General features: G+C 67.7%; 15 protein-coding genes, 1 tRNA gene and 2 pseudogenes. 8 read left to right on the top strand and 10 right to left on the bottom strand.

Going from position 1 to position 25,332, the window contains the following annotated elements:
- Positions 1 to 41: 41 nt before the first annotated feature.
- Complete coding sequence (locus B8W69_RS26580) at positions 42 to 350, top strand: Rv1352/Rv1906c domain-containing protein (protein WP_245843381.1); 309 nt, start codon at positions 42 to 44, stop codon at positions 348 to 350.
- Positions 351 to 356: 6 nt separating this feature from the next.
- Here B8W69_RS26580 and B8W69_RS26575 read toward each other — a convergent pair whose 3' ends face one another.
- Positions 357 to 1,553: a L,D-transpeptidase gene (locus B8W69_RS26575; protein ID WP_085292695.1), complete on the bottom strand. Its 1,197-nt coding sequence runs from the start codon at positions 1,551 to 1,553 to the stop codon at positions 357 to 359.
- Positions 1,554 to 1,718: 165 nt separating this feature from the next.
- Positions 1,719 to 2,040 (bottom strand): annotated as a pseudogene (locus B8W69_RS26570) (DMT family transporter); the annotation flags it as partial.
- Here B8W69_RS26570 and B8W69_RS26565 point away from each other — a divergent pair.
- From B8W69_RS26565 to B8W69_RS26550, 4 genes and pseudogenes are all read left to right on the top strand, one after another.
- Positions 2,027 to 2,953, top strand: a pseudogene (locus B8W69_RS26565) (GNAT family N-acetyltransferase); the annotation flags it as partial. The pseudogenes B8W69_RS26570 and B8W69_RS26565 overlap by 14 nt on opposite strands.
- A gap of 207 nt (positions 2,954 to 3,160) precedes the next feature.
- Positions 3,161 to 3,236 (top strand) — tRNA-Lys (locus tag B8W69_RS26560).
- A gap of 156 nt (positions 3,237 to 3,392) precedes the next feature.
- Positions 3,393 to 3,659 (top strand): hypothetical protein, encoded by a 267-nt coding sequence (locus B8W69_RS26555; protein ID WP_085292674.1) that lies wholly within the window; start codon positions 3,393 to 3,395, stop codon positions 3,657 to 3,659.
- 157 nt (positions 3,660 to 3,816) lie between these two features.
- On the top strand, positions 3,817 to 5,556 hold the full coding sequence (locus B8W69_RS26550; protein WP_085292673.1) for a DUF3556 domain-containing protein: 1,740 nt from the start codon (positions 3,817 to 3,819) through the stop codon (positions 5,554 to 5,556).
- On the opposite strand, the gene B8W69_RS26545 is transcribed toward B8W69_RS26550, so the two are convergent.
- A complete protein-coding gene (locus B8W69_RS26545) occupies positions 5,543 to 5,770 on the bottom strand; it encodes a DUF3618 domain-containing protein (protein WP_085292694.1) in 228 nt (75 codons plus the stop codon). The genes B8W69_RS26550 and B8W69_RS26545 overlap by 14 nt on opposite strands.
- Positions 5,771 to 5,874: 104 nt before the next feature.
- Between B8W69_RS26545 and bcp the strand changes: the two genes are divergently transcribed.
- Positions 5,875 to 6,348 carry a thioredoxin-dependent thiol peroxidase gene (gene bcp / locus B8W69_RS26540; RefSeq protein ID WP_085292693.1) on the top strand — a complete coding sequence of 158 codons (474 nt, stop codon included), beginning with the start codon at positions 5,875 to 5,877 and terminating at the stop codon, positions 6,346 to 6,348.
- On the opposite strand, the gene B8W69_RS26535 is transcribed toward bcp, so the two are convergent.
- From B8W69_RS26535 to B8W69_RS26505, 6 genes are all read right to left on the bottom strand, one after another.
- Positions 6,349 to 7,716: a cytochrome P450 gene (locus tag B8W69_RS26535; RefSeq protein ID WP_085292672.1), complete on the bottom strand. Its 1,368-nt coding sequence runs from the start codon at positions 7,714 to 7,716 to the stop codon at positions 6,349 to 6,351.
- Positions 7,717 to 7,810: 94 nt separating this feature from the next.
- A complete protein-coding gene (locus B8W69_RS26530) occupies positions 7,811 to 9,136 on the bottom strand; it encodes a dipeptidase (protein WP_085292671.1) in 1,326 nt (441 codons plus the stop codon).
- A gap of 10 nt (positions 9,137 to 9,146) precedes the next feature.
- Entirely contained in the window at positions 9,147 to 9,545 is a 399-nt protein-coding gene (acpS, locus tag B8W69_RS26525; RefSeq protein ID WP_007774057.1) for a holo-ACP synthase AcpS, read from the bottom strand.
- 25 nt (positions 9,546 to 9,570) lie between these two features.
- The gene (locus tag B8W69_RS26520; RefSeq protein ID WP_085292670.1) at positions 9,571 to 18,843 is read right to left on the bottom strand and encodes a type I polyketide synthase; all 9,273 of its coding nucleotides are present in this window, start codon (positions 18,841 to 18,843) and stop codon (positions 9,571 to 9,573) included.
- 538 nt (positions 18,844 to 19,381) lie between these two features.
- On the bottom strand, positions 19,382 to 20,104 hold the full coding sequence (locus B8W69_RS26510; RefSeq protein WP_085292669.1) for a DUF1906 domain-containing protein: 723 nt from the start codon (positions 20,102 to 20,104) through the stop codon (positions 19,382 to 19,384).
- A 60-nt stretch (positions 20,105 to 20,164) separates the two neighbouring features.
- Complete coding sequence (locus B8W69_RS26505; protein ID WP_085292668.1) at positions 20,165 to 21,058, bottom strand: MerR family transcriptional regulator; 894 nt, start codon at positions 21,056 to 21,058, stop codon at positions 20,165 to 20,167.
- 40 nt (positions 21,059 to 21,098) lie between these two features.
- Between B8W69_RS26505 and B8W69_RS26500 the strand changes: the two genes are divergently transcribed.
- Positions 21,099 to 22,250 carry an aromatic ring-hydroxylating oxygenase subunit alpha gene (locus tag B8W69_RS26500; RefSeq protein ID WP_085292667.1) on the top strand — a complete coding sequence of 384 codons (1,152 nt, stop codon included), beginning with the start codon at positions 21,099 to 21,101 and terminating at the stop codon, positions 22,248 to 22,250.
- Here the strand turns inward: B8W69_RS26500 and B8W69_RS26495 are convergent.
- Positions 22,233 to 23,582, bottom strand: a complete 1,350-nt coding sequence (locus tag B8W69_RS26495) for a lipocalin-like domain-containing protein (protein ID WP_085292666.1) — start codon at positions 23,580 to 23,582, stop codon at positions 22,233 to 22,235. The two genes, B8W69_RS26500 and B8W69_RS26495, sit on opposite strands and share 18 nt — an antisense overlap.
- A gap of 83 nt (positions 23,583 to 23,665) precedes the next feature.
- On the opposite strand from B8W69_RS26495, the gene B8W69_RS26490 reads away from it, so the two are divergent.
- Positions 23,666 to 25,132 (top strand): aldehyde dehydrogenase, encoded by a 1,467-nt coding sequence (locus B8W69_RS26490; RefSeq protein ID WP_085292665.1) that lies wholly within the window; start codon positions 23,666 to 23,668, stop codon positions 25,130 to 25,132.
- Positions 25,133 to 25,332 lie beyond the last annotated feature (200 nt).

The following is a 25,332-nucleotide window of genomic DNA, read 5'->3' as shown; positions in this document are numbered from 1 at the left end:
CGCTGTTCCTCGCGGGCTGCGGCGAGTCGACACACACCACGATGACCGTCACGTCGACGGTGCCGGCGGAGACCAAGACGGTGACGATGACCGTCGCCCCGCCGCCCCCGCCCGGGCCCAAGACCTCGATCGAGAACAACGGCACCTTCATCGTCAACAAGGACATCGCGGCGGGCACCTATCGCACCGAGGGCGGCAAGTACGGGTGCTACTGGGCCAGGCTGCGCAGTTTCAACACCAACGACATCATCGACAACAACGTCGGCGACGGGCCTCAGGTGGTCCGGATCTTGCCGACCGATACCGCATTCATGACGCGCAGTTGCGGGACCTGGCAAAAGATCGACTGACCGCCGTCAGGTGTTGGCGTTGCCCGCTTTCCACTGCACCCACGGGATGTTCCAGTCGCCGAGCCCCTCGATGCCCGGCAGCGTCGGCCCGACCGTGTGCACCACCTCGACGATGTCGCCGCTCTTGCTGTGGTCGTAGAACCACTCGGCGTTGCTCGGACTCACGTTCAGGCATCCGTGGCTGGTATTGGTGTGGCCTTGGGCGCCCACCGACCACGGCGCGGAGTGCACAAAGACGCCGCTGTAGGACATCTGGGTGGCCCAGTCGACTTCGGTGCGATATCCGTTGGGCGAGTTGACCGGAACGCCGTAGGTCGAGGAATCCATGATGATGTGCTTGAACCGCGCACCAATGATGTAGACGCCGTTGGCCGTTGGGGTGCTGTCCTTGCCCATCGACGTCGGCATGGTCTTCACGACATCACCGTTGACCCGCACGGTCACCGTCTTCGTGGTGTCGTCGGCCGTTGAAATCACCTCGTCACCGATGGTGAAGTGCGTCTTGACGTTGTCCTCGCCGAACATCCCGTCGCCCAGGTCCACTCCGTACGTGTTGACCGCCACGTCGATGGCGGTTCCCGACTTCCAGAAACGCTCGGGGCGCCAACGCACTTCGCGATTGTTGAGCCAATAGAACGCGCCCTCGACCGGAGGGTTGGTGGTGATGTTGATGGCCTTCTGGGCGGCCGCGCGGTTCGCGATGTTCTCGTCGAAGCGGATCGCCACCGGCTCACCGATGCCCACCACGTCGCCGTCGGCCGGACTGACGTAGGGCATGGTCAGGTGCGCCGGTGAACTAGTCTCGAAGGTCATCTGCTTGCTGGCCGCGCCGCCCAGGCCGGTCGCCTTCGCGTTCAGCGTGTAGCGCCTGTTGTAGCCGAGCTGTTCGGTGGTCGACCAGCGCAGCCCGTCGGGACTGAGCTGCCCACTGATCGACCTACCGTTCTCGTTGACCATGGTGACCGACGCGAGCACGCCGTCGGCGACGGCCACCGTGACCGGCGCATCCACGGTCACACCGACGGCGCCGTCGGTCACCGACGCGGTGAGCTTGGGGACCAGCAGATCGGCCAGCGGGGTGCCTTTGTCGAAGATGACCTTCGCGGGCGCCGCCGCATGGTTGCCATTGCATGCGGCACCCAAGACAGCAATCGGAACCATCGCGACTAGCAGCCACGATCGTCGTTTCCGCAAATGCGTCATCCAGTGACCTTCCGTATGAATCTCCAGTTGGTCACCGCTGACCAGCGAGGTAGCTGCAGGCATTCTAATGGCTTTTGCCGACACTCCCCTGCCCATGCGAGGCGGGGCTGCCGATCGGTGTCACCACCGCAATTAATTCGTCATTCGGGCCCCGCCGCGGGCCGATCAGGCCGGCGAGCCGACCTCGTCGCGCCGCTGCGCCTCGACCCTGTCGCGGGTGCTGACGGCCTCGACGCGCGAGTTTGACGATGGCCGCCGTCATCACCAACGCCGCCGCCACCAGGGCGATCATCCCGGCGCGGCCCGTGTTCAGCGTCTCGCCGAGCACGACGACGCCGAGCACCGCCGCCACCACGGGCTGCGACATCTGCAAGGTCGGCATCGACGCGGTCAGCGGACCCGCTCGAAACGCCGACTGGCTCCACGCGACGCCCCCCACCGCGACCAGAATGCACGCGTATAGCTCCGGGGTCCAGGTCACCGCACCCGGCCTTGGCATATTGCTGGACCGTGGCTATCCGATCGTGTGTGGCGTCCCGACGCAGACCGCGATGTACGACGGTTTCGGCGCGGGGGTGTCGAGTTACAGCCACACCTACGCCATCGACCGCCGTTTCGCGAAGTTGCGCGACAAGCCCGGCCCGATCCGTGCGCGCGAGGTCAACGCCGTCGAGGCGCGACGGCACCTGCCCGAGCTCTACGAACGATGGTGTGCCGCAACCAATGGCGCGATATCCCGGGACGACGCGTGGTGGGCCGACTCGCTGGACGACCGACCGACCCAGCGCGGCAACGGATCTGCGTTGCATTACACCATCCACCCCGACGGCTTCCTGACCTACCGTGTCGTCGGCTCACAACAGCACGCGTTCCGGCCGCCGTTGGGCACCGTGGTCGTCGAAGACTTCTGCCCCATCACCGATGAAGCGCACACCGAGCTGCTGCAGACGCTCCTGGTCTTGGAGATGTTCTATCGCATAGAGATCGACGCGCCCCCCGACGATCCGCTGCCGCTCAAACTCGTCGACTTGCGCGCCGCCGAAACCACGGGCGTGAGTGACTTCCTGTGGGTGCGCATCAACGACGTCCCCGAAACGCTCGGCGCCCGCACCTACCGTGCCGATGCCGACATCGTGCTGGAAGTCACAGACCCCCTCGGCCTGGCGGGAGGGCGCTTCCAGTTGCAGATCCGCGACGGCGCCGGGAAGTGCACGCCCCACGACGGGTCCCCCGACATCGAGATCGGGCTGGCCGACTTGGCCACCATCTACATGGGGGCGCATCGGGCTTCGCAGCTGGCCCGCGCCAACCGCATCACCGAAGTGCGCCAGGGAGCGCCGGGCGAGCTGGACGCGGCGTTCGGCACCGACCGGACCCCCTTCTGCGGCACGGTGTTGTAACCGAATTTAGTGCGCGACAACATCTTTCAGCAGTACACAGAATTGCGCGGCGAAAAGCAGACGGTAGTCAGGCGATCGCCGGCCGGAGCGAGCTCGGACGTTTACCAGCGTGCACACCGCCGGGCAGCTATCCTGGAACGGGGTCGGGATTTCACTCCGTGGCGCAACGCCTGTTATTGTCGCCTACGCGGTCTCGGCCGACCACAAGCGCCGTTAGCTCAGTTGGTAGAGCAGCTGACTCTTAATCAGCGGGTCCGGGGTTCGAAACCCTGACGGCGCACCAGCCCACCAGATATCTATTTGGGGGCTTCTCCACTTCGATGGGGGTTCGCCCGTTGGCTAATAATCTCCCCGGAATCCTTTTCCCAGCGCGCCCGCGAGTTCCCAGCGCCCCCGCGAGCCCTACCATCTCTGCGACGGGGTTTTTCAGAGGGGACTTGTGAAAACTGAGCTGAAGTGGGTCGAACCCTACGACGGCCACTTCCATGCCAACATCGATGACCGCAGCGAGTACCGAGTCCATGCGGTGTCGACTGGTGGCTTCCGCGCCGAGCGCGTCGATGACGGCTTTGTGCACCACGCCCTGGGCCGGGCCACCACCGCCGCCGAGGCGCAAGCGATCTGCCAGAACCTGCACACCCGGACCATGCGCCGCGCCGCATGGGAGGCCTACATGGCCGAGAACGACCCGCCCGGCTGGGAGTAGGCCGAACCACCGTCGCCACGGAGACGCCGGGCACAATACCCGTTTGCCGTCGTGTCGCATCGCAAAAGCCCCTCCTGCAGTAATTTCTTGCTGGCACCGATTGGCGCCAGAAGCGCCGATAGGCCCCCTTGAGACACGCTGCGTCGAAGGAGCTGCAATGGGGTTCATCCGGCCCAACCTGCCCGTCGTCGACATGGCCGAGTGGAGCGCCCGCTCACGGGCCGAGCGGATCGTGCCGATGGCGCGCCACATCGCCGAGCACGGGTTCGGCACCCCACTGGTGATGCACGTGATGTACGGCGTGAAGATCGCGCTGTACATCCTCGGCGGCTGGCTGTTCGCCTGGTCGACGTCCGGCATCGGCGGCTTCACACAGGTCGGCGCGTGGTGGTCGGAGCCGATCGTGTTCCAGAAGGCCGTGCTCTACACGATGCTGTTCGAGGTCATCGGCCTCGGTTGCTGCTTCGGCCCGTTGGCCGGGCGCTATTTCCCCCCGATGGGGTCGATCCTGTACTGGCTGCGGCCGGGCACCATCCGGTTGCCACCCTGGCCGACCCGGGTGCCGTTCACCAACGGCAGCAACCGGACTCCGTTCGACGCGTTGCTGTACGGCATTCTGCTGCTGCTGCTGGTGTCCGCGCTGCTGGCCGACGGCAGCGGGCCAATTCCCGCTCTGCACACGGTGATCGGTGTGTTGCCGTGGTGGCGGACCGCCGCGGTTCTGGCGGTGCTGGCAGTGCTCAGCCTGCGCGACAAGGTGATCTTTCTGGCCGCGCGGGGCGAGGTCTATGTGCCGCTGGCGCTGACGTTTCTGTTCACGGGGGTGGACATCGTCGTCGGGGCGAAGGTCGTGTTCATGGTGATCTGGCTGGGCGCGGCGACCTCGAAGCTGAACAAGCACTTCCCATTCGTGATCTCGACCATGCTGGCGAACAATCCGTTCATCCCGTCGGGCCCGCTCAAGCGGTCGATGTTCAAGCACCATCCGGACGACCTGCGGCCCAGCCCATTGGCGGGCTTCATCGCGCACTTCTCGACCGCGGTGGAGGGCCTGGTCCCGCTGGTGCTGCTCTTCTCACACGGCGGGTGGCCGACGGCTCTCGCCGCCTTCGTGATGATCGTGTTCCACCTGAACATCCTGCTGGCCTTCCCGATGGGCGTGCCGCTGGAGTGGAACGTGTTCATGATCTTCGGGGTGCTGTGGCTGTTCGTCGCGCACGCGCGCCTGGGGCTGTCGAACATCGCCCACCCGCTGCCGATCGCCGTCCTGTTCGCGGTCATCGCCGGCACCGTCGTCCTCGGGAACCTCTACCCGCGCAAGGTCTCGTTCCTGCCCGGCATGCGGTATTACGCCGGCAACTGGGACACCACGCTGTGGTGCGTGCGGCCGTCGGCCGACGAGAAGTTCCGCGTCGGCTCCCGCGCCCTGGGCCCGATGCAGCATCTGCAGCTCGAGCGGTTGTACGGCAGCAAAGAGGAAACCCTGATCCCGCTGCACCTCGCCCTGGCGTTTCGGGGCATGAATACGCACGGACGCGCGCTGCTCACCCTGGCGCACCGGGCCATGGCCGACTACGACGAGGACGACTACAACCTGTGTGAGGGCGAAGTCCTGTGCTCAATGGTTCTGGGCTGGAACTTCGGCGACGGGCACATGCACAACGAGTGCCTGATCGAGGCGCTGCAGCAGCGGTGCGGGTTCGAGCCGGGCGAGGTGCGGGTCGTCATCCTGGACGCCCAGCCCATCCATCACCAGCGGCAGGAATACCGGCTGGTCGACGCGGCGACGGGCGAATTCGAACGCGGCTACTGCGACGTCGACGACATGGCAACGAATCAGCCCTGGGCCGACGACATTCCGGTGTACGTCCAGGCCGGCCGCGTCACCGATTCCTGACGCGGCGCACCGCCACCACCACGACGAGGGCCCCCACCCCGGCCAGCGATGCCAGCACCGCCGGCTTCTGCACGAATCCGATCACCCGGATCTTGAGGTCGTCGGCGAGGCGCCGAGGGTTGGCCCGCTCTGCAAGCGAGTCGACGGTGGCCGCCAGCTGGTCACGGGCGACGTCGATGTCCTGCTTGATGGCTTCGGGGTCCCGGTCCGCCACTGTGTCCTCCAACTCGCCCACTATCCGGCTCATGCACCTGCCCGAACTACCCTAGATCAGCTGGCGGTAACCCCAACGCTCCGGTGAACAGAAAGGGACCCACCTTGACCGAGACCACGCGGCTTGCACCGGGCGACAAAGCGCCCTCCTTCAGCCTGCCCGACGCCGACGGCAACAGGGTAACCCTGGCCGACTACAAGGGGCGTCGCGTCGTCGTGTACTTCTACCCGGCCGCGTCCACGCCGGGCTGCACCAAGCAGGCGTGCGACTTTCGTGACAGCCTGGCCGAGCTCAACGGCGCCGGCCTCGACGTCATCGGGATCTCCCCCGACAAGCCGGAGAAGCTGGCCAAGTTCCGCGACGCCGAGAAGCTGACGTTCCCGTTGCTGTCCGATCCCGAGCGCAAGGTGCTGACGGCCTATGGCGCGTACGGCGAGAAGCAGATGTACGGCAAGACGGTCACCGCCGTCATCCGCTCGACGTTCGTGGTCGACGAGAAGGGCAAGATCGCCGTCGCCCAGTACAACGTGAAGGCCACCGGCCACGTCGCCAAGCTGCGCCGCGATCTGTCGGTGTAGTCAGGCGCCGATGACGGCCGGCTGGTTGTATTCGGTGATGGGCCGCGCGACCCCCTGTTCGTCGCAGACCCGCTGCAGCTTCTCCAGCGTCTCGTCGATCCCCGGTCCGAGCCGGCTGCCGGGCGTGAAGGTGGCCGGCAGGTGCTGCATGCCCTGGATCACGCCGATCGTCGGATAGTGCACGGTGCCCTCGGGGTCGCAGCGGTAGTCGGGCATCCGGTCGAGCACCGCCGTGAGCATCGACTTGAACACGACACGCGCGACGTTGGAGCCGATACAGCGGTGGATGCCGAGCCCGAAGCTGAAGTGCCGGTTGTTCTTTCGGCTCAGGTCCAATCGGTTCGGCTCGGGGAACACCGCGGGATCGCGGTTGGCCATCGCCCAGGACAGCCACAGGCGGTCGCCCTCCTTGAACTGCGTGCCCGCTATTTCGAGATCGGCGGCGATCGTGCGGCCGTCGCCCGGGGCGGGCGTGAAGTAACGCAGGAATTCCTCGGTCGCCGAGTCGAGCAGCGTTTCCGATTCCCGCCTCAGCAGTTCGCGCTGCTCGGGATTTTCACCAAGCCATTCGAGCGCGTGCGCGGTCAGCGCCGTCGTCGTGTCAAAACCTCCGCCGATGATCAAGCCGAGCATGCCGAGCAGTTCGGCGTCGGGGGCGGGTTTGCCGTCGATCTTCAGTCTTGCCAGCGCGTCCACTATCCCGGGGCGTGGGTCCTCGCGGATCTCGATGAGGTGGTTGAACAGGTCCGCTCCCATCGCCATCGTCTGCTCCAAAACCCTTGGGGCGTCCGGGGAATCGGCGGGGGTGTAGACGCTGGCGTGGGCCGGTTCGCAATAGAGCTGCCACTTCTTCAGGGGAACACCCATCATTGCCAGAGTCAGGACGGCGGGTACGACGTTCGCGAGATCGTCTACGAAGTCGATCCGCCCGACTTCGATTTTCTCGTCGATGCTGGCCCGCACGATCTCGTCGACAAATGGCTTCCAGCGCTTGACGGCCGCCGGCGACAGGTAGGGGTTGAGGATGCTGCGGTAGGCGGAGTGCTCGGGTTCGTCCATCTCGAGCATGCCGCCACGGACGCCGGTGCCCTGCGGCAGCGTGGGAATCGTGATGCCCTTGTAGCCGGTGCCTTCGCCGGTGACGTCGTGGTCGTTGGATACGTGCGGGCATCGGGCGAGTTCGAAGACTTCCCGGTTGCCCGCGGCCACCCAATGCCCGTCGTAGGTGTCGGTCCACGCCACCGGGCACCTGGCGTGCATGTCCTCGGTGATCGCGGTGAACCGCTCGCGGTACTCCGGGGTGTGGCGATCAAAGTGGTAACGGTTGATCTTGCCGGCGTCTCCGGTCAGGGTGGTTTCCGTGCTCACGGTGGCGTCTCCTGCGGACGAGTGGCTGCGTCTAGAAGCAGTATGCGACGAGACCATCGGTCTCGTTAAGCATTCTGGCGGTCGAGTTTCCCGCTCACCCCAGGTTGGCCAGCAGCAGCGCCTCGCTGATCGCCGCGCGTTCCAGCACCCCGAGGTGCAGGCTCTCGTTGATGCTGTGGGCCTGCGTTGCGGGGTCCTCTACGCCGGTGACGAGGATCTTCGCCTCCGGGAAGGCGTCGGCGAATTCGGCGATGAACGGAATCGACCCGCCCATGCCCATGTCGATCGCGTCGACGCCCCATGCCTGACGGAACGCGGCCCGCGCGGCGTCGTAGACGCTGCCGGTCGCGTCGATCGCGTAGGGCTCACCGATGTCGCCGCGGGTGACGCTGACCTGTGCGCCCCACGGCGCATGCTGTTGCAGGTGCGCGGTCAATGCGTCCAGGTGTGCCGCCGCGTCACCGCCGGGCGCGACGCGCATGCTGATCTTGGCGCGGGCCCTCGGGATCAGCGTGTTGGACGCCTTCTCGATGGGTGTGGTGTCGATGCCGATCACGGTGATCGCGGGTTTGGCCCACAGCCGCTGCGGCGCCGAACCCGAACCGATTTCGGACACCCCGTCCAGTAACCCCGAATCGGCACGCACCCGCTCGGGCGGGTAATCGACTGCGGGGGCGGTGCTTTCGTGCAGGCCGGCGACGGCCACGTTCCCGTCGTCGTCGTGCAGGCTGGCCAACAGCCGCACCAGCACGCTCAGCGCATCGGGCACCACGCCGCCCCAGATGCCGGAGTGCAGGCCGTGGTCGAGCGTGGCGACTTCGACTACGCAGTCGACCAGGCCGCGCAGCGTTACCGTCAGCGCCGGGATTTCGGTGCTCCAGTTGTCCGAGTCGGCGATGACGATCACGTCGGCGGCCAGCGCCTCGCGGTGCGCGGCCAGGAGCCGGCCCAGCGACGGCGACCCGGATTCCTCCTCGCCCTCGACGAACACCGTCACACCCACCGGCGGCTGCCCGCCATGCGCCCGAAACGCCGCCAAATGCGTTGCGATTCCGGCCTTGTCGTCGGCGCTGCCGCGCCCGTAGAGCCGGCCGTCGCGCTCGGTGGGTTCGAAGGGCGGCGACAGCCATTGGCTGCGGTCGCCCTCGGGCTGGACGTCGTGGTGGGCATACAGCAGCACGGTCGGCGCGCCGGCGGGCGCGGGGTGACGCGCGATGACCGCCGGCGCTCCCCCTTCGCTGACGATCTGGATGTCGCCGAAACCGGCCTGCGACAACAGGTCCGCGACGGCCTGCGCGCTGCGGTGTACCTCGTCGCGGCGGCCGGGGTCGGCCCACACGGATTCGATGCGCACCAGGTCTTCCAGATCGCGACGCACCGACGGCAGCAGCTCGCGGACGCGCTCAACCAGATCGCTCATGGGATCGAGGCTAGTCGGCGGTCGTCTCCAGGATCGCCACCGCGGCGGCGGTATCGCCCTCGTGCGTCAGCGAGACGTGAATGATCACGTCGGCCAGGTGTTTGGCGATGTCGCCGCTCAGCCGGACCCGCGGGCGGCCCCACATGTCGGTGACCACCTCGATGTCGCGGTGGATGTCCTCCGGCAGCACCGGCCGCTGGGCGAACCGCGATCCCGACCACGCCTTGATCACGGCCTCCTTGGCGGCCCATCGGGCCGCCAGGTGACGCGCCGCCGACGAACTCTTGTCCGACGCGTCGCGGCGCTCCCCCGGGGTGAACGTCTCGGAGAAGACGGTTCCCGGCTGGTCGACCTGCTCGGCGAAATCAGGGATGGAGACGAGATCGATCCCCACACCGACAATTCCCATGGGTCGCCAGGCTAACGGACCGACGTCATCCGGCGGAGACCTGGTAGGCATCGCCGTCACCCAGACGCGAATCCGGGTTCAGCAGCATCGCCGCCTCCTGACGCTTCTCGGACTCGTCATGGTCGAAGCGACGGTTCGGCGGCCGTTCGTACATCGGCGCGCCACCGGCGATCGCCGATGCCAGCCGCCGCTGACCGGCCAGCAGGCGCGCATCCGCGCGCCGCTGGTAGTCCGCGCGCTGCTCCGGATCGAGCGCGGCGACGAACGCCTGCGGGTGCACCAGCGCCACCAGCCCAGAAACGTGGCCGAACCCAAGGCTGGTCACCAAGCCGGCCTTGAGCGGGAACTTCTCCCCAAGGCGCAGGGTCTCGCGGACCCACACGAAGTGGGCGGAGCCCGCCAGCTCGTCGTCGACGCAGTCCAGGCTGCGGTTCGGCGGGACCACCCCGTCGCGCAGTATCTGGCATAGGCCCATCATCTGGAAGACCGCTGCGCCGCCCTTCGCGTGCCCGGTGAGGCTCTTCTGCGACACCACGAACAGCGGCGCGCCCTCGGAGCGCCCGAGCGAATCGGCGAGTCGCTCGTGCAGTTCGGTCTCGTTGGGATCGTTGGCCAGGGTCGACGTGTCGTGCTTGGAGATCACCGCGACGTCGTCGGCTCCCACACCGAGCTTGCCCAGCGACCGCGCCAGCGCCGAATCCTTGCCGCCGCGACCGGCGCCCAGCGCGCCCAGCCCCGGCGCCGGGATCGACGTGTGCACGCCGTCGGCGAACGACTGCGCGTAGGCCACCACGGCAAGCACCGGCAGCCCCATCTTGAGCGCCAGGTCGCCGCGCGCCAGCAGAATGGTGCCGCCGCCCTGCGCCTCGAGGAATCCGAGCCGGCGCCGATCGTTGGGCCGGGAGAACTTCGAGTCGTGGATGCCGCGGCCACGCATCATGCCGGTGTCGGCGGTGGCCGCCATGTCACCGAAGCCGATGATGGCTTCCAACGTCAGGTCGTCGAATCCGCCGGAGACCACCAGTTCGGCCTTGCCGAGTCGGATCTTGTCGACGCCCTCCTCGACCGACACCGCCGCGGTCGCGCATGCGCCCACCGGGTGGATCATCGCGCCGTAGCTTCCGACGTAGCTCTGAATGACATGCGCGGCAACGACGTTCGGCAGAACCTCCTGCAGGATGTCGTTCGGCTTGTTCCGGCCGAGCAGGTTGCCGTGATACATCGTCTGCATCGACGTCATACCGCCCATACCGGTGCCCTGCGTGCTGGCCACCAGGCCCGGGTGCACCCACCGCATCAACTCGGCCGGCGTGAATCCCGAGGACAGGAACGCATCGACGGTCGCGACGATGTTCCACAGCGCCACCCGGTCGGTCGAGCTGGCCATGTCCTGGCTGATGCCGAACACGGTCGGGTCGAACCCGGTCGGGATCTGCGCGCCGACGGTCCGAGACAGCTTGGTCTTCCGCGGCACCCGAATCTCGGTGCCGGCCTTGCGGATGACCTGCCAGTCACTGGAGTCGGGCACCGGCCGGATGATCGTGTGTTCCGGATCGAACTCGACGAAGGCGCGCGCGTCGGCCTCCGAGGACACCACGAACGCGAAGTCCTTGTCCAGGAACACCGACACCAGCAGCGGCGAGGCGTGATCGGGGTCGATCGCGCCGTCGTCGACGAACTCGCGGATGCCGCAGCGTTCGACGACGGTGTCGTGGTAGCGCTCGACCAGCTCGGACTCGTCGACCAGATCACCGGATTGTGTGTCGTACCAACCGGGTTGGGGGTCGTCCTCCCAGCGGATCAGGCCGGTGGTCCAGGCCAGCTCCAGGACGCCGGCCGCCGACAGTTCGTTGTCGACCTCCATCTCGAAGCGGGTCCGCGACGAGCCGTAGGGGCCGAGTTCCGCGCCACCGACGATGACCACCAGATCGGCCGGGTCGACGTCGAGGTCCGCCCATGCCGGCGGCGGCGCCGGTGTGAAGCCGCGCGGCGGCGACGGCAGCGCGGCAATGGTGCCCTCGGCGCCGGCCTCGTCGGCCGCCTCCTCACCCGAGGTGGCCTGCTCGCGGGCCTTGGCGGCCAGCTCGGCCATGTCGAGGTTGGCCTCGCCCAGCCCGCCGGTCAGGTCCGCCTTGATCGGCGCACCGGCCGCGGCCACCTTGGACTCGATGTCGCAGAGGGACAGCAACATTGCCGCCATCTCGTCGGTCGAGTAGGTGGTGACGCCGGCTTCCTCGACCGCGTCGACGATGGCGTCGTTGTGGCCCATCAGCCCGGTGCCGCGGGTCCAGCCGATCAGCGCGTGCGCCAGGCTGACCCGTGCCGCCCACGACGACTCGGCGTGCCAGCGGCTCACCAGAGCGTCCAGCGCCGACTTGGCTTCACCGTATGCGCCGTCGCCGCCGAACATTCCGCGATTCGGTGAGCCCGGCAGCACCACGTGCAGCCGCGACGCGATGTCGCGCTCGGCGCCGATCTTCGACAGTCCGCCGATCAGCCGCTGCACGGCCCACAGCAGCACCTTCATCTCCATCTCGGAGCGCGGGCCGGCCTCGGACAGGTCGCCCGCGACCCGCGGTGCGGCGAACGGAAACAGCAGCGTCGGGGTCTGCGCGTCCTTGATGTGAATCGATTGCGGCCCAAGGCTTTCGGTCTGCTCGGTGCCCACCCACTCGACCAGAGCGTCGATGTCGGAGTAGGACGCCATGTTGGCCGCGACCACCCACAGCGCCGCGCCGAACCGGGCGTGGTCGCGATAGAGCCCGCGGTAGAACGCCAGCCGCTCGTCGTCCAGCTTGGACGTCGTGGCGATCACCGTGGCACCGCCGTCGAGCAGCCGCCCGACGACCGATGCCGCGATCGAGCCCTTGGAAGCGCCCGTCACAACCGCAACTTCGTGGCTGTAGGGGCCGGGGTACGGGTTCTCGGCACCGGCCGCGATCCGCCCGTACAGCGATGCGTGAATCTGCCGGCCCGCGGACAGGGCCTTGCCCTGCCACCAGGTGGCCTGGGTGGCCACGACATGGCCTGCGCCCTCGAACCTTTCGGACAGCTCCACCCAGCGGGCGTCGATGTCGCCCTCGTCGGCCAGCCAGAGCTTGACCAGGTCTTCGCGGGCACTGGCCCACCGGTCGTCGAACAGCACGGCCTTCTTGGGCTCGAACACCGGCGCCACCAGCCGCGGCCAGTCGGCGCCGAGTTCGGTAGTCACCAGGTCGATGAGCTCGGCATCGGTGGCCGCCGGCGAAGCGCTGACCGGGTCGTCCAGGCCGAGCTGGTTGAGCACCAGGCGCGCCGCCGAGGCCAGCACGCCGTCGCGGCCGGTGATCTGGTCGGTGAATTCGCCCAGCGCGGCGGCGTCGATGGTCGCACCGCCGCCGCCACCGCCCGAAGACGGCAGCGCCACCGCGATGCCACGACGCGCGGCGACGGAAGCCACCGCGGCGTCGATCGCCTTGTCGACGGCGGCCGCGTCGGCCAGTGCACCCTCGTGCAGGTGGCCCATGGCGCCGCCCCGGACGCTGGTCCCCTCGCGGGTGCCCAGCGCGACCTCGACCGTGACGTGCTTGGCCCAGCCCTCGCCAAGCTCCCAGGTCTTCTTGACCCGCTCGGCGATGACCCCGGGCCGCTTACCTGAGGGCCCCAGCACGGTGCGCAGCTGATCGTTGATCGCGTCGGAAAGCACTGGGCCGTAAGGCTTGTAGGTGCGCGCCAACTTGGTGACCTGCGCGCGCAGCCCGGCCAGGTCGGCTTCGGCGGCGCCGTCGATGGCGCCCAGGTTGAGCTCCGAACCCAGGTCCACCAGCAGCTGGTTGCGCCGCGACGACGCGCCGTCGGTGATGGATTCGATGGAGTCCAGCTCCTCGATCTGGTCGATGCGCATCTTGGCCGACAGCGCGATCAGCGCCAGGGTGGCGTCGGCGGCGTCGAACCCGATGTCGTCCGGTCGGGCCGCACCCGAGGGCGCGGTCGGCGCGGCGGCGGGGGCCGCCGGAGCGGTCGCGGCCGCCTCCGGTGCCGACGCACTGTCGGCGGGCGCCTCGGGCTCGTCCTCCGGCTCCGGCTCGGGGTCGGTGTCAGTGGCGAACAGCACCGCCGCATCGCGCTCGGCATTGAGCACTTCCACTGTGCTGTGGGCATATTCGGGCAGCTTGAGGGTGTTGGTGGCCAGGCCCGCGACGGTCGGTGCGGATTTCACACCGATCTCGACGAACCGCTCCACACCCAGGCCGCCGGCTGCCTCCTCGGTGAACAGCAGGTCCTGGGTCTCGATCCAGCGCACCGGGCTGGCGAATTGCCATGCCAGCAGCTCGATCAGGACGATGCGGGCCATCTCGATGCGGCGCTCGGCATGCCAGGTGTCGTAGTCGGCCAGGATCGGGTCGAGCGGCTCGGCCGGCACCAAGTCGCGGATCTCCTGAATGAAGTCGCGGTCCAGGGTGAACGGCCGCGGCACCAGGTTGGGGATGTAGCGCCCGATGATGACGTCGGGATCCTTATCGCGCGGCATGACCCGGTCGAGTGATCGCCGGAACTCCGCCACACCGACCCGCAGCACGCGCGAGTGGAACGGCACGTCGATACCGGGTACCAAGATGAACGAACGCTTGCCGCCGGTGATCTCGCGGCGCCGCTCCACCTCTTCCTCGAGCGCCTCCAGGCCGCGCACCGTGCCGGCGATCGCGTACTGCGACCCGCGCAGGTTGAAGTTGACGATCTCGAGGAATTCACCGGTTTTCGCCGCAATATCGGCGACGAATGCCGGCACCTCATCGTCGGGCAGGTCGATCTGTGACGGCCGAATGGCAGCCAGCCGGTAGTTGGACCGGCCCAGCTCGTCGCGCGGCACGATGTCGTGCATCTTCGATCCGCGGTGAAACACCGTCTCCAGCAAGGCTTCCAGCTCATAGATGCCGGTCACGCAGGCCAGCGCGGTGTACTCGCCGACGGAGTGTCCGCAGGCGATCGCATCCTCGACGAAGGCGCCCTGCTCGCGCATCTCGGCGACCTGCGCCGCGGCCACCGTCGCCATCGCGACCTGGGTGAACTGCGTCAGGTACAGCACGCCCTCGGGGTGGTTGTAGTGCACACCGCTGGCGATGATGCTGGTCGGGTTGTCCCGCACCACGTGCAGAACCGAGAAGCCCAGGGTGTCGCGGGTGAACTTGTCCGCTTTGTCCCACACCTTGCGGGCGGCCTTGGACCGGGCCCGGACGTCCATGCCCATGCCCTTGTGCTGAATGCCCTGGCCGGGGAACGCGTAGACGGTGTGCGGGGCCGCAAGGCGGGCCGTCGCCGACATCACCAGATCGGATCCGATCTTGGCGGTGACCTCCAAAACCTCGGCGCCCTGGTCGATTCCGACCCGGTCGACGCGGAACGCGACCTCGTCGCCGGGTCGCACCATGCCCAGGAAGCGCGCGGTCCAGCCGATCAGCCGCGCCGGCGGCCGGGCCTGACCGTCGGTGGCGGTCACCGCGTGCTGGGCGGCGGCCGACAGCCACATGCCGTGCACGATGGGCGATTCCAGACCGGCCAGCAGCGCGGCGGCCCGGTCGGTGTGGATGGGATTGTGGTCACCGGAGACCACCGCGAACGGACGCATGTCGACCGGCGCGGTAATGGTGACGTCGCGGCGGCGCCGGCGCGGGGTGTCGGTCGCGTTTTCCGAGACCGCGCCACCGGCGCGCATGGGGTCGGCCAGTTCGGCGGCCCCGGTGCGGCCCAGGATGGCGAACCGCTCATCGAGGGTGGCGATCGCCTGGCCGTCGGTGTCGGCTGAATCTTTGAGAATGACCGCGACGCTGACGACGCGCCCCATGTCCGTGTCGATGGCCGCCGAAGCCGTTGCGGTGATCGTCAATTGCGACCGCGTCGTCGGCAGCTTGCCGACCATGTTGGCGGCGTGGTCCAGATGCACCAGGCTCAGCAGGCCCTCGACGACGGGGGTGGCGGCGTCGGTGACGGCCGAGCCGATCGCGGAGAAGACGGCGGGCCAGCACGGTCCGACGAGCGCGTCGGGCACGGTGGTGAGGCTGGGCGCCAGCGGTTCCCCGAAGGTGGCCGTCACGCCGGTGTGATCGGCGACCCGCTCAGGGTCCCAGTCCACCGTGACCGTCGCCGTTCCGTCGGTAACAGGGGGAAGGAACTCCGGCCCGTCGACGCCAGCCGCGATGGCCAGCACGGCACGCATGGCCGTGGCGGCATCCTCGGTGGAGACCACCGGGGTGGCGCCGTCAACGGTGTTGGGCGGCAACGTGAATGGGATGTCGATCCAGGAACCCGACACCGGGACACTGAGCACGACGCGGTCGTCGTCGACCTGAAGCCGCGCGCCGGTGGACGAATGCGTGGCGCGGCGGCTTTCGGGTCCGTCGTGCACCAACCAGTCGGAGGGGTCGGCGATGCGATGGACCGGGTTGGTCGCGGTGCGGCCGGCCCATTGGACATCGGGGGCGTCCAGCACGACGGCCAGCGGGCCGGTGACGTCGGCGCGGCCCGTCCGGCGTGACGTGACGGCCTTGGGCTCCGCTCCGGCGGCGAGCGCCTCGTCGATGGCCGCCTGCTCGAAACGGTCCAGCAGGTCACCGACGGGCTCGTCCATCCGGGTGATGCCCGCGACGGCGGCGGTACCCGGGATGATGCACACCTGGTCGGCGTCGTAGCGGGCGTCGTGCGCCTGCCACAGCGAATCGCTGCGCCACCAGCGCCGCACGTCCTTGTCGATCACCGGCACGAAGTTGACCGGCTTGCCCAGCAGCTTGCACAGCGTGACGAAGAACGGAACGTCGGCCGGGTGCAGCTGCACGCGTTCGGCGTCGGGGTAGTGCGCCAGCAGGGTGGCGATGGCCTCGGCAGGATTTTCCAGCAGCCGCGCGCCATCGTCGGTGGAGCCGTCGAACAGCGTCTCGATGGGACCGAAATCCTGTGCATGCAAACGGGCTTCGGCTCGCTGCAGCATCTGCTCGAAGCGGTCGCGCCAGGTGTCGGCCAGCCACGGGCTACCGGGTGAAGCGGTGTCGGCGGTGGAATCGCCGTCACCGATGGACAACTCGACGTAGCGCTGCAGCCACTGCAGGTAGGTCATCTCACCGGCGTCGCCGAAGTACGGCTTGGCGGTGTTGGCCATTGCCGCGATGATCTCGTCGCGACGCTCCGCGACGGCGTCGGCATCACCGGCGACCTCGTCGAGAAGCCGGCCGCAGCGCGAGGCGCTGTTGTCGATCTCGTGGATGTCCGCACCGAGCTGGCTGCGGCTGGAAGCCATTCCGCCCGAGGCTTTTCCAGCGCCGATCCACTGATCGGTGCCCTGGGTTTCGACCAGCATCCGCTTGACCGACGGCGACGTGGTGGCCTCCTTGGCCGCCATCGCCGCGGTGCCGACCAGGATGCCGTCGATCGGCATCAGTGGGAAGCCGTATGCCTGCGCCCAGCGTCCGGACAGGTAGTCGGCCGCGCGCTCCGGCGTGCCGATACCGCCGCCGACGCAGACGGTGATGTTGGCGCGCGACCGCAATTCGGAGTAGGTCGCCAGCAGCAGATCGTCAAGGTCTTCCCAGGAATGGTGGCCGCCGGCGCGCCCGCCCTCGATGTGCGCGATCACCGGCTTGGTGGACACCTCGGTCGCGATGCGGATGACCGAGCGGATCTGCTCGACGGTGCCGGGCTTGAAGACGACGTGGCTGATGCCGACCTCGCCCAGCTCCTCGATCAGCTCGACGGCCTCCTCCAGATCCGGGATGCCGGCGCTGACCACCAGACCGTCGATCGCCGCGCCGGACTGACGCGCCTTCTGCACCAGCCGCTTGCCGCCGACCTGCAGCTTCCACAGATACGGGTCCAGGAACAGCGCGTTGAACTGGTAGGTGCGGCCGTCCTCGAGCAGCCCGGCCAGCTGCTGGACGCGGTCGGCGAAGATCTCCTCGGTGACCTGCCCGCCGCCGGCCAGCTCGGCCCAGTGCCCGGCGTTGGCCGCGGCGGCCACGATGTGCGCGTCGACGGTGGTCGGCGTCATGCCGGCCAGCAGGATCGGCGAGCGCCCGGTCAGCCGGGTGAACTTCGTCGAGAGCTTGACCCTGCCGTCGGGCAGGCGAACCAGGGTCGGGGCGTAGCTGGACCAGGCCCGCGCCACCTCGGGGACGGCGCCGACGGTGAACAGGTTGCGCTGCCCGCCGCGGGTCGCCGCGGGCACGATGCCCACACCGAGGCCACGGATCACCGGCGCGGTCAGCCGGGTCAGGATGTCGCCGGGACCCAGGTCAAGGATCCAGCGGGCGCCCGCGTCGTTGACCCGGGTGATCTCCTCGACCCAGTCGACCGGACGCACCAGGATGGACTCGGTCAGGTGCCGGGCCAGCTCGACGTCCAGGCCGACCTTCTCGGCCCAGCTGCCGACGATGTCGATGCCGTCGGCGAGGCGGGGCGTGTGGAAACCCACCTCGACCTGCACCGGGTCGAAGACCGGCGAGAAGACGTCGCCGCCGCGCAGCTTGCTCTTCCGGTCGGCTTCTTCCTTCTCCGAGATCTGCTGGCAGTAGAGCTCGAAGCGGGACAGCTGTTCCGGGGTGCCGGTGATGACGACCGAACGGCGGCCGTTGCGGATGGACAGCACGGGCGGCAGCACGGTGCGCACGTCCTGCGCGAACTCGTCGAGCAGCCGGCCGATGCGTTCGGGATCGGCGTTGGTCACCGACACCATCGGCGGGCGGTCGCCGAGCACCGAGATGCCGCGCCGACGGGCCACCAGGGTCCCGGCCGCGCCGATCAGCTGGGCCAGCGCCAGCAGCTCGACATCTCGGGCGCCCCCGGCCTTCAGCGCCTCGACGGCGAGCACACCCTGGGAATGTCCGGCGACGGCCACCGGGGGCGTCGCCTTCAGGTCCATGCCTTGACGAGCCAGCGCCCTCACGGCCGCGATCTGGGTGAGCAGCACGCCCGGAATCGACACCGCTGCCGAGGTCAGGTGCTTGTCCGAGGGGACCGGGTCCTCGGCCGCCAGCGCACGCACCCACGACAGCGGCTCGAAGCCGATCGGACGCACCACGACGAGCTCTTTGGCCACCGGCTCGAGGAGCAGGTTGACCTCACCGACCAGCGTTGCCAGGTCGGACTCGATGCCGGCCGACGACACCAATTCTTCGAGGGTCTCCAGCCAGGCGCTGCCCTGGCCGCCGAATGCCACGGCGTAGGGCTCGCCGGCCGTCAGGCGGTCGACGAGTGCGTGGGTGTCCCCGGCGTGTGGGCCCTTGCCTTGGCCGTCGCGGTCAGCGGACACCCGGTCGTGCTCGTGGATCGTCACCTTTTTGTCTCCCCTGTATGCGTCTTTAGGTCTCTTCGTCTGGCGGTCACCACCGCCGGGCGGGGTTCTGTCGATGCGGCGTGGTTCAGCGTCGAATCACAGCCGGGAAAACGGCTGGCCGGTGTGTTGTCTGCGGACCGCCCGGCTGGTACTGAGCGGCGCGACGGACTCCATCGGCTGTACTAAGAGTGTCATAAGGACCGACCCGCGTTTCGCGTGCTGATCGGTTACTGATGAGTTCTACGCATGGGTAACCGTGTCCTGGGTAACACCCGGTTTCACCGGCGGCGCGAACCCGATTACCAAACCCGCTGCATGAAGGTGGTTACGGTCGAGTAGCTATAACTGCGCAGATCAAGGCAAGTTTGTTATCGAATCGTTATATTAAAATTTTGGGTCGTGGAGTGCCGTCACAGCGCCGTCGGCGGCATCGGACGACTATCGCCCGCCCGCGCGCGTCCGGAAAATGAGCGAACGAGTGTTTGCTGGAATTTCTAAGAGTCCGCGCCCCGACGGGGCCGGGCGACGGCATCGGTCCTTAGGCCCACTGGCCGAATTGGGGCTTGAGGATCTCGTTGATGTCCACGCCGACCCCTCCGACGCTGCGTTTGTCGATTTCAACCTGGTGCAAGTTGGCCGCCGGATGAGCGTATCCCTTGGGCGAGCCCCAGTTGTGCTGCCAGAAGTAGGAGCCCAATCCGTCGTGCAGCGCCCAGTCGATGGTTTTCGAATTGGCGTACACGCCTGTGCGCTGATGACCGATAACCGACTCCCAGGAACGCAGGTAGGGCGCCACCTGGCTCTTGTACTGCTCGTAGGAGGGGTCGTCGTCGATCGAGGCATAAATGGGTGCACTGGCGGGCCCGCCGGCCGCGGCGTGCAGCTGCATCCCGCGCTGCGCGTGCTGCAGGCCGGCGTTGGCACCGCCCAGCCAGTCCGCGGTGCTGGCCTTGCCGTACTGGTAGCAGGAAACGATTTTGAGTCCGTTGCTGTTGAGGTCGCGCGCCTCGGCTACCTGGATCGGCTTGCCCAGCATCCAGTTGCCGCCGGGGCGACGGTCCGAGACGTACCGAATCGACCCCACGGCGCCCGCGGCCCGGATCTGGCTGGCCGGAATGATGCCGGCCGCGTAGTCCAGCAGGGTGCCGAGCGAGGCCGATGCGGGCGCCGCGCTCAGCGACCCGCCGGCTGCGCCCAAGCCCAGCAGGGCGGGGGTTGCGGCCGCGAATTTGAGCAGATCGCGCCGCGAAACGGAGGACACAAGCCACAGGGTACGACAAAAACCCCGTATGACACATTGATCACACCGGTCACATGTGTATCACAGTGCCGCATCGTTCGTTTGAACGGGTTGGTGAGCGGGCAGCACGATCACGCTCACAGCCTCCAGTCCACGCCGGGCGGTCTGCTGGGCGATCTCGTCGACGAAGTCGGCGGCCGCCGGGCTGATCGATCCCGCCCAGGTGCGAAATCCCTGCACGATGACCGGATCGCGCTCCAGCAGCGGTTGCACGCCCCGCAGCACGCCGACCACCTCGTCGGGCAGGGGGTCGGCCAGCTGCTGGTCGATCCAGCGGCGCGCGAGTTCCGGTGCCGCGGCATCGTGTTCGCCCAACGCGACCACGTCGGCGGCCAGGCTGCGCAACCGAGCGAACAGCACCTCGTGGCCCGGGGTCTCGGCCAGTTGCGACAACAGTGTGCTCGCCGCCGTCGGAAGCACCATTTGCCCGAACAACGCGGGAACCGGCAGGTCCCATTCGTCGAACAGGTCGGCGTACATCGCGGCGACGGGCGCCGGCAGCGGCGCGCTGAGCCGCCCGATCACCCCGATGCTGTCGCGGTGCGTGGTCGCCAGCCGGTGCAGGATGTCCTCGTTGAGGTCCGCGTCGCCGCGCTCGGTAGCGACATCGATGGCCCGGATCAGCTGGTCGATCCGCTCCCGCTGCTGCACCAGCAGCGCGCGGTGCTCGTCGAGCAGGCCGGCCAGCGTGCTGTGCCCGCCTTCGATCAACCGGGCAATGTCGTTGATACCGACGCCGAGGCTTCGCATCAGATCGATGCGCAGCAAGTCGAGGACCTGCTCGACGTCGAAGACCCGGTAGCCGTTGGACAGGTGCTGGGCGTGTAGCAATCCGATTTTCTCGTAATGGCGAATACGGCCGGAAGCGATGCCAGTCAAGGCCGTGACGTCGCCGATCAGCAGCTGCTCAGCCACCCCTTGACCTTACAACTGTGACAAGGTCTGTACTGGGCAGATGGAGCACGACCAGCTCATCGACCTGACGCGGCGCGCGTTGAAGTTGGCGCGCGACAAGACGACCGATCTCGCTCCGGCCCAGCACACGGTCGACGCGCGGGACTACACGAGTGTCGAGCGGCACCACCGGGATCGGGCCATGCTGCTGGCCAGTCCGCAGCTGGTCGGCTACGTGTCGGAACTTCCCGCCCCGGGTGCGTACTGCACGAAGACGGTGATGGGGCGCTCCATCCTGCTGACGCGAACCTCGCAGGGAACGGTCAAGGCGTTCAACAACGTATGTCTGCACCGCCAGTCGCGGGTGGCGTCGGGTTGCGGCACCGCCAAGCGGTTCACCTGTCCGTACCACGCCTGGACATACGACAACACGGGGCACTTGGTGGCGCTTCCGGGACGCGAGGGGTTCCCGAAAGTGGCCATCAATTCCGACGGGCTGACCGAGCTCCCGGCCGCCGAATTCGCCGGATTCCTCTGGGTGGCACTGGATCCCGGCGCAACACTGGACGTGGCGGCGCACCTGGGCCCGCTCGCCGACGAACTCGACTCGTGGGGCATCGGGCGCTGGTCGCCGCTGGGCGAGAAGGTGCTGGACTCCCCGATCAATTGGAAGCTGGCGATCGACACCTTCGCCGAGAACTACCATTTCGCCACCGTCCATCAGCAGACCTTCGGCACGATCGCGCGCAGCAACTGCACGGTGTTCGACTCCTACGGGCCGCACCACCGGCTGATCTTCCCGCTCAACACCATTCGGGAGCTCGATGGTGTACCCGAGGATCAGTGGAGTCCGTTCTACAACGTGGTGGTGATCTATGCGCTGTTCCCCAACATCGTGCTTTCGGTGACGATTGCCAACGGTGAGCTGTTCCGGGTATACCCCGGAGATGGGCCCGGCAGGTCAATCACCGTCCACCAGAACGCAACTCCGCAGGACGTCTCCGATGAGGTGGTGGCAGCCGCCGTCCAAGCCGTTTTCGATTATGCGCACGCGACCGTGCGCGACGAGGACTACCGACTGGTCGAGGGGCTGCAAGCCAATCTCGAGTCCGGCGCCCGCGACCACCTGGTGTTCGGCCGCAACGAGCCGGGCTTGCAGCATCGCCACATCACGTGGGCCCAGGCCCTGTCCCAGTCAGCTGGAGTCGGCTGACAGCACCGCGATCAGATCGTCGAGAAGCTTTGCCAGCGTGTCGTTTTCGACGGGCGCCGAGCGGAACAGCAGCTCGACGGCATCCTTGCGCCGGCCCGCCGCCACCAGCGGCACGACCTGATCCACCATGGTCTGCAAAGTGGGCTCCGGCGGTGCCAGGCTCGCCACGGTAGTGGACAGCACGTCGACGAGTTCCCAATCCCGGTACAACGCCAGCGAGCGTTCGTTGAACGCGAAGCCGGTCACCGGTTTCCCCCACATCGTTCCTCGGTAGCGATAGGGGCCCTCCATGTACTCGATCGGCAGGCCGTGCGCCGGGGCCGCCACCAACGGCTCGCCGATGAGGTCAAGTTGCAGTGTAGGACAGGTGATCCGGTGCCGATCGGGCAGGTACCGGGCCGGGGCGAGGGGTCGCACCAGGGGCCGCATGGCCTCCGGCCATCGCACGTAGCTGCTCACCGTGACCTCGATGTCTTCGGCGCATTCCGGCGCGATCGCGGGGTCCGGATGGCTTGTCGTGATCCCGGTAAACGGCTGCAGCGCATTGCCATTGGTGCGGTCGAACTGGCGCCAGATGCTCAGGTCGACGCCGTTGTCAAAGTTGATGGTGCGCCATTCGTGCGACCTGGCCCGCGGGTCTCCCCCCGATCCCCCGCCCCCGGCGTACTTGGGGAACCACTGCCGGTCGACGTGCCCGCTGGCGCCGGACACCTGCTGCACCACGTCACCCCAGCGCAGGGTGCCGGTCATCGCCATGCCGGTCTGGAAATAGGAGTAGGTGTCGCTTTGACCGAAGCAGACGATCTTTCCGTTGTACGTCGACGCGCCCACCGGCGTCGGTGCGCGCGTTGGTGTTACGGCCAGGTCCAGCCGCATCGGCCGCCCGGATTGGTCCTGCCCGACCAGGCTGACCCGGTAGGTGTAGGGCAGCAGTTCGCCATCGCCGTTGCGGCTGGTCGTCCACGACGCGGTCCCCGCGCTGCTGTGGTAGGTGATGTCCAGATGGCCGGATGCCATCGTGAGCTTGCGCTGGGCGCCGGGCTCCATATTGGCCGGCGGCATGTCGTAGTCGGTGAAGGTGCCGTAGTCGCCGGTGTCGAGGTTGAACAGCGCCATCGTGTAGAAGTCCGCGACGACGGTTCCCGCGGGGCGGTTCTTGTTGAAGATGGTCAGGAACGCAAACGATCGATCGGTCTCGGCAGCGTCAAGCTGACCGGCGATGAACCAGGTGTCCGACTCCTGGTTGGGGTGTTCGCCTTCGGCGGCGGGAAAGTCCAACTGGCTGTCGCCGGGCACCAACTGGAACGGGTAACTGCGCCAATCGCTGGTCATATCGAGCCTCGCTGCTTTTTTCGCTATGTTAGCGTCAATAGCGAAATTGCGGTCGCGGTCCAATCCCCTGAGGAAGTGCCCCGATGCCAGAGACTTCCGGCCATCGCTCCTATAACGAACTGTTTATCGGGGGCCAGTGGCGCAAGCCCGCCAATCCCCAGCAGCTCGCCGTGATCTCGCCGCACTCCGAAGAGCCGGTCGGGCATGTCCAGGTCGCGGGCCCCGAGGACGTCGACGCCGCCGTCGCCGCCGCACGGCACGCCTTCGACCACGGCCCGTGGCCGCGGATGAGCCATGCCGACCGGATGGCCAAGGTCGAACGGCTCGCCGGGATCTACGCCCCCCACGCCGATGAGATGGCCGATCTGATCACCGACGAGATGGGGTCGCCGCGCAGCTTCAGCCGGATGGGCCAGGGGGCGGCCGCCGCGGCGCTGATCCACCTCTCGCTGGCCGCCGCCCGCGAGTTCCCGTGGGAGGAACGCCGCCAGGGTGTGCTCGGCGAGGTCCACCTGCGCAGGGCCCCGGTCGGGGTGGTCGGCGCGATTGTGCCGTGGAACGTGCCGCAATTTCTGATCATGCCCAAGCTGATCCCGGCGCTGATCGCGGGCTGCACGGTCATCATCAAGCCCGCACCCGAAACGCCGTTAGACGCTTTGTGGTTGGCCGAGATGATCGAGCAGATCGGGTTGCCCGAAGGCGTGGTGTCGGTGCTGCCCGGCGGCCCCGAGATCGGTGAGGCGCTGGTCCGCCATCCCGGGGTGGACAAGGTCGCGTTCACCGGTTCCAGTGCCGTCGGCCGCCGGATCGCCGCCCTGTGCGGCGAGCAGCTGAAACGGGTGAGTTTGGAGCTGGGCGGCAAGTCGGCGGCGATCATCCTCGACGACGCCGACATCGACAAGACGGTGGCCGGCCTGAAGTCCGCGGGGTTGATGAACAACGGTCAGGCCTGCGTCGCGCAGACCCGGATCCTGGTCAGCGACCGTAAGCATGACGAGGTGGTCGACGCGCTGGCCGACATGATGTCGGCGCTGAACGTCGGCGACCCGGCCGACGAGTCGACGGACATCGGACCGCTTGTGGCCCAACGACAACAGCGCCGGGTCCAGAACTACATCAAGTCGGGCCGCAGCGAAGGCGCGCGCGTCGTGCTCGGTGGGGAACAGAGCCCGTCCGAGCGCGGCTGGTACGTGCGGCCGACGCTGTTCGCCGACGCCACCAACGACATGCGCATCGCCCGTGAGGAGATTTTCGGTCCCGTTCTGACGGTGCTGCGCTACCGCGACGAGGACGACGCGATCCGCATCGCCAACGAGACCGACTACGGCCTGGCCGGCTCGGTGTGGACCGCCGACATCGAACACGGCCTGGACGTAGCGGCCGCCGTCCGGACCGGCACCTACGGCATCAACATGTACACCCTGGACATCGGCGCGCCGTTCGGCGGCTTCAAGCAGTCCGGCATCGGCCGTGAGTTCGGGCCCGAGGGGCTGCACGAGTACGTCGAGCTGCAGACGCTGATTTGCAAGGGCCAGCTACCACCGCTATAGGCTTTGCGGTTGTCGGGCACGGCATCAACGACGCGGTAGGCGGCCGGACTGTATGCATTGTTCGATGCCGCAACATATCTGAGCTCCAACGCTTTACGGTAGTGACCGGTCCCGGTAACCGCGCTAGACGGTATGAGTGACCGTCGGCGTTGTGTCGGGGTTGCGGGCCGGGGCCTCGCTCACCCATGTTCGTGGGTTAC

It is taken from the genome of Mycolicibacterium vulneris (genome assembly GCF_002104765.1).
GTDB classification, from domain to species: domain Bacteria; phylum Actinomycetota; class Actinomycetes; order Mycobacteriales; family Mycobacteriaceae; genus Mycobacterium; species Mycobacterium vulneris.
Note: the sequence above shows the minus strand (reverse complement) of the source record. Positions and strands in the feature narration are given on the sequence as shown.

Bases quoted from the DNA above. Each gene is read 5' to 3' on its own strand.
- B8W69_RS26580 (WP_245843381.1), top strand. From the start codon at position 42: ATGACCGTCACGTCGACGGTGCCGGCGGAGACCAAGACGGTGACGATG.
- B8W69_RS26575 (WP_085292695.1), bottom strand. From the start codon at position 1,553: ATGACGCATTTGCGGAAACGACGATCGTGGCTGCTAGTCGCGATGGTT.
- B8W69_RS26550 (WP_085292673.1), top strand. From the start codon at position 3,817: ATGGGGTTCATCCGGCCCAACCTGCCCGTCGTCGACATGGCCGAGTGG.
- B8W69_RS26530 (WP_085292671.1), bottom strand. From the start codon at position 9,136: ATGAGCGATCTGGTTGAGCGCGTCCGCGAGCTGCTGCCGTCGGTGCGT.
- acpS (WP_007774057.1), bottom strand. From the start codon at position 9,545: ATGGGAATTGTCGGTGTGGGGATCGATCTCGTCTCCATCCCTGATTTC.
- B8W69_RS26500 (WP_085292667.1), top strand. From the start codon at position 21,099: ATGGAGCACGACCAGCTCATCGACCTGACGCGGCGCGCGTTGAAGTTG.
- B8W69_RS26495 (WP_085292666.1), bottom strand. From the start codon at position 23,582: ATGACCAGCGATTGGCGCAGTTACCCGTTCCAGTTGGTGCCCGGCGAC.
- B8W69_RS26490 (WP_085292665.1), top strand. From the start codon at position 23,666: ATGCCAGAGACTTCCGGCCATCGCTCCTATAACGAACTGTTTATCGGG.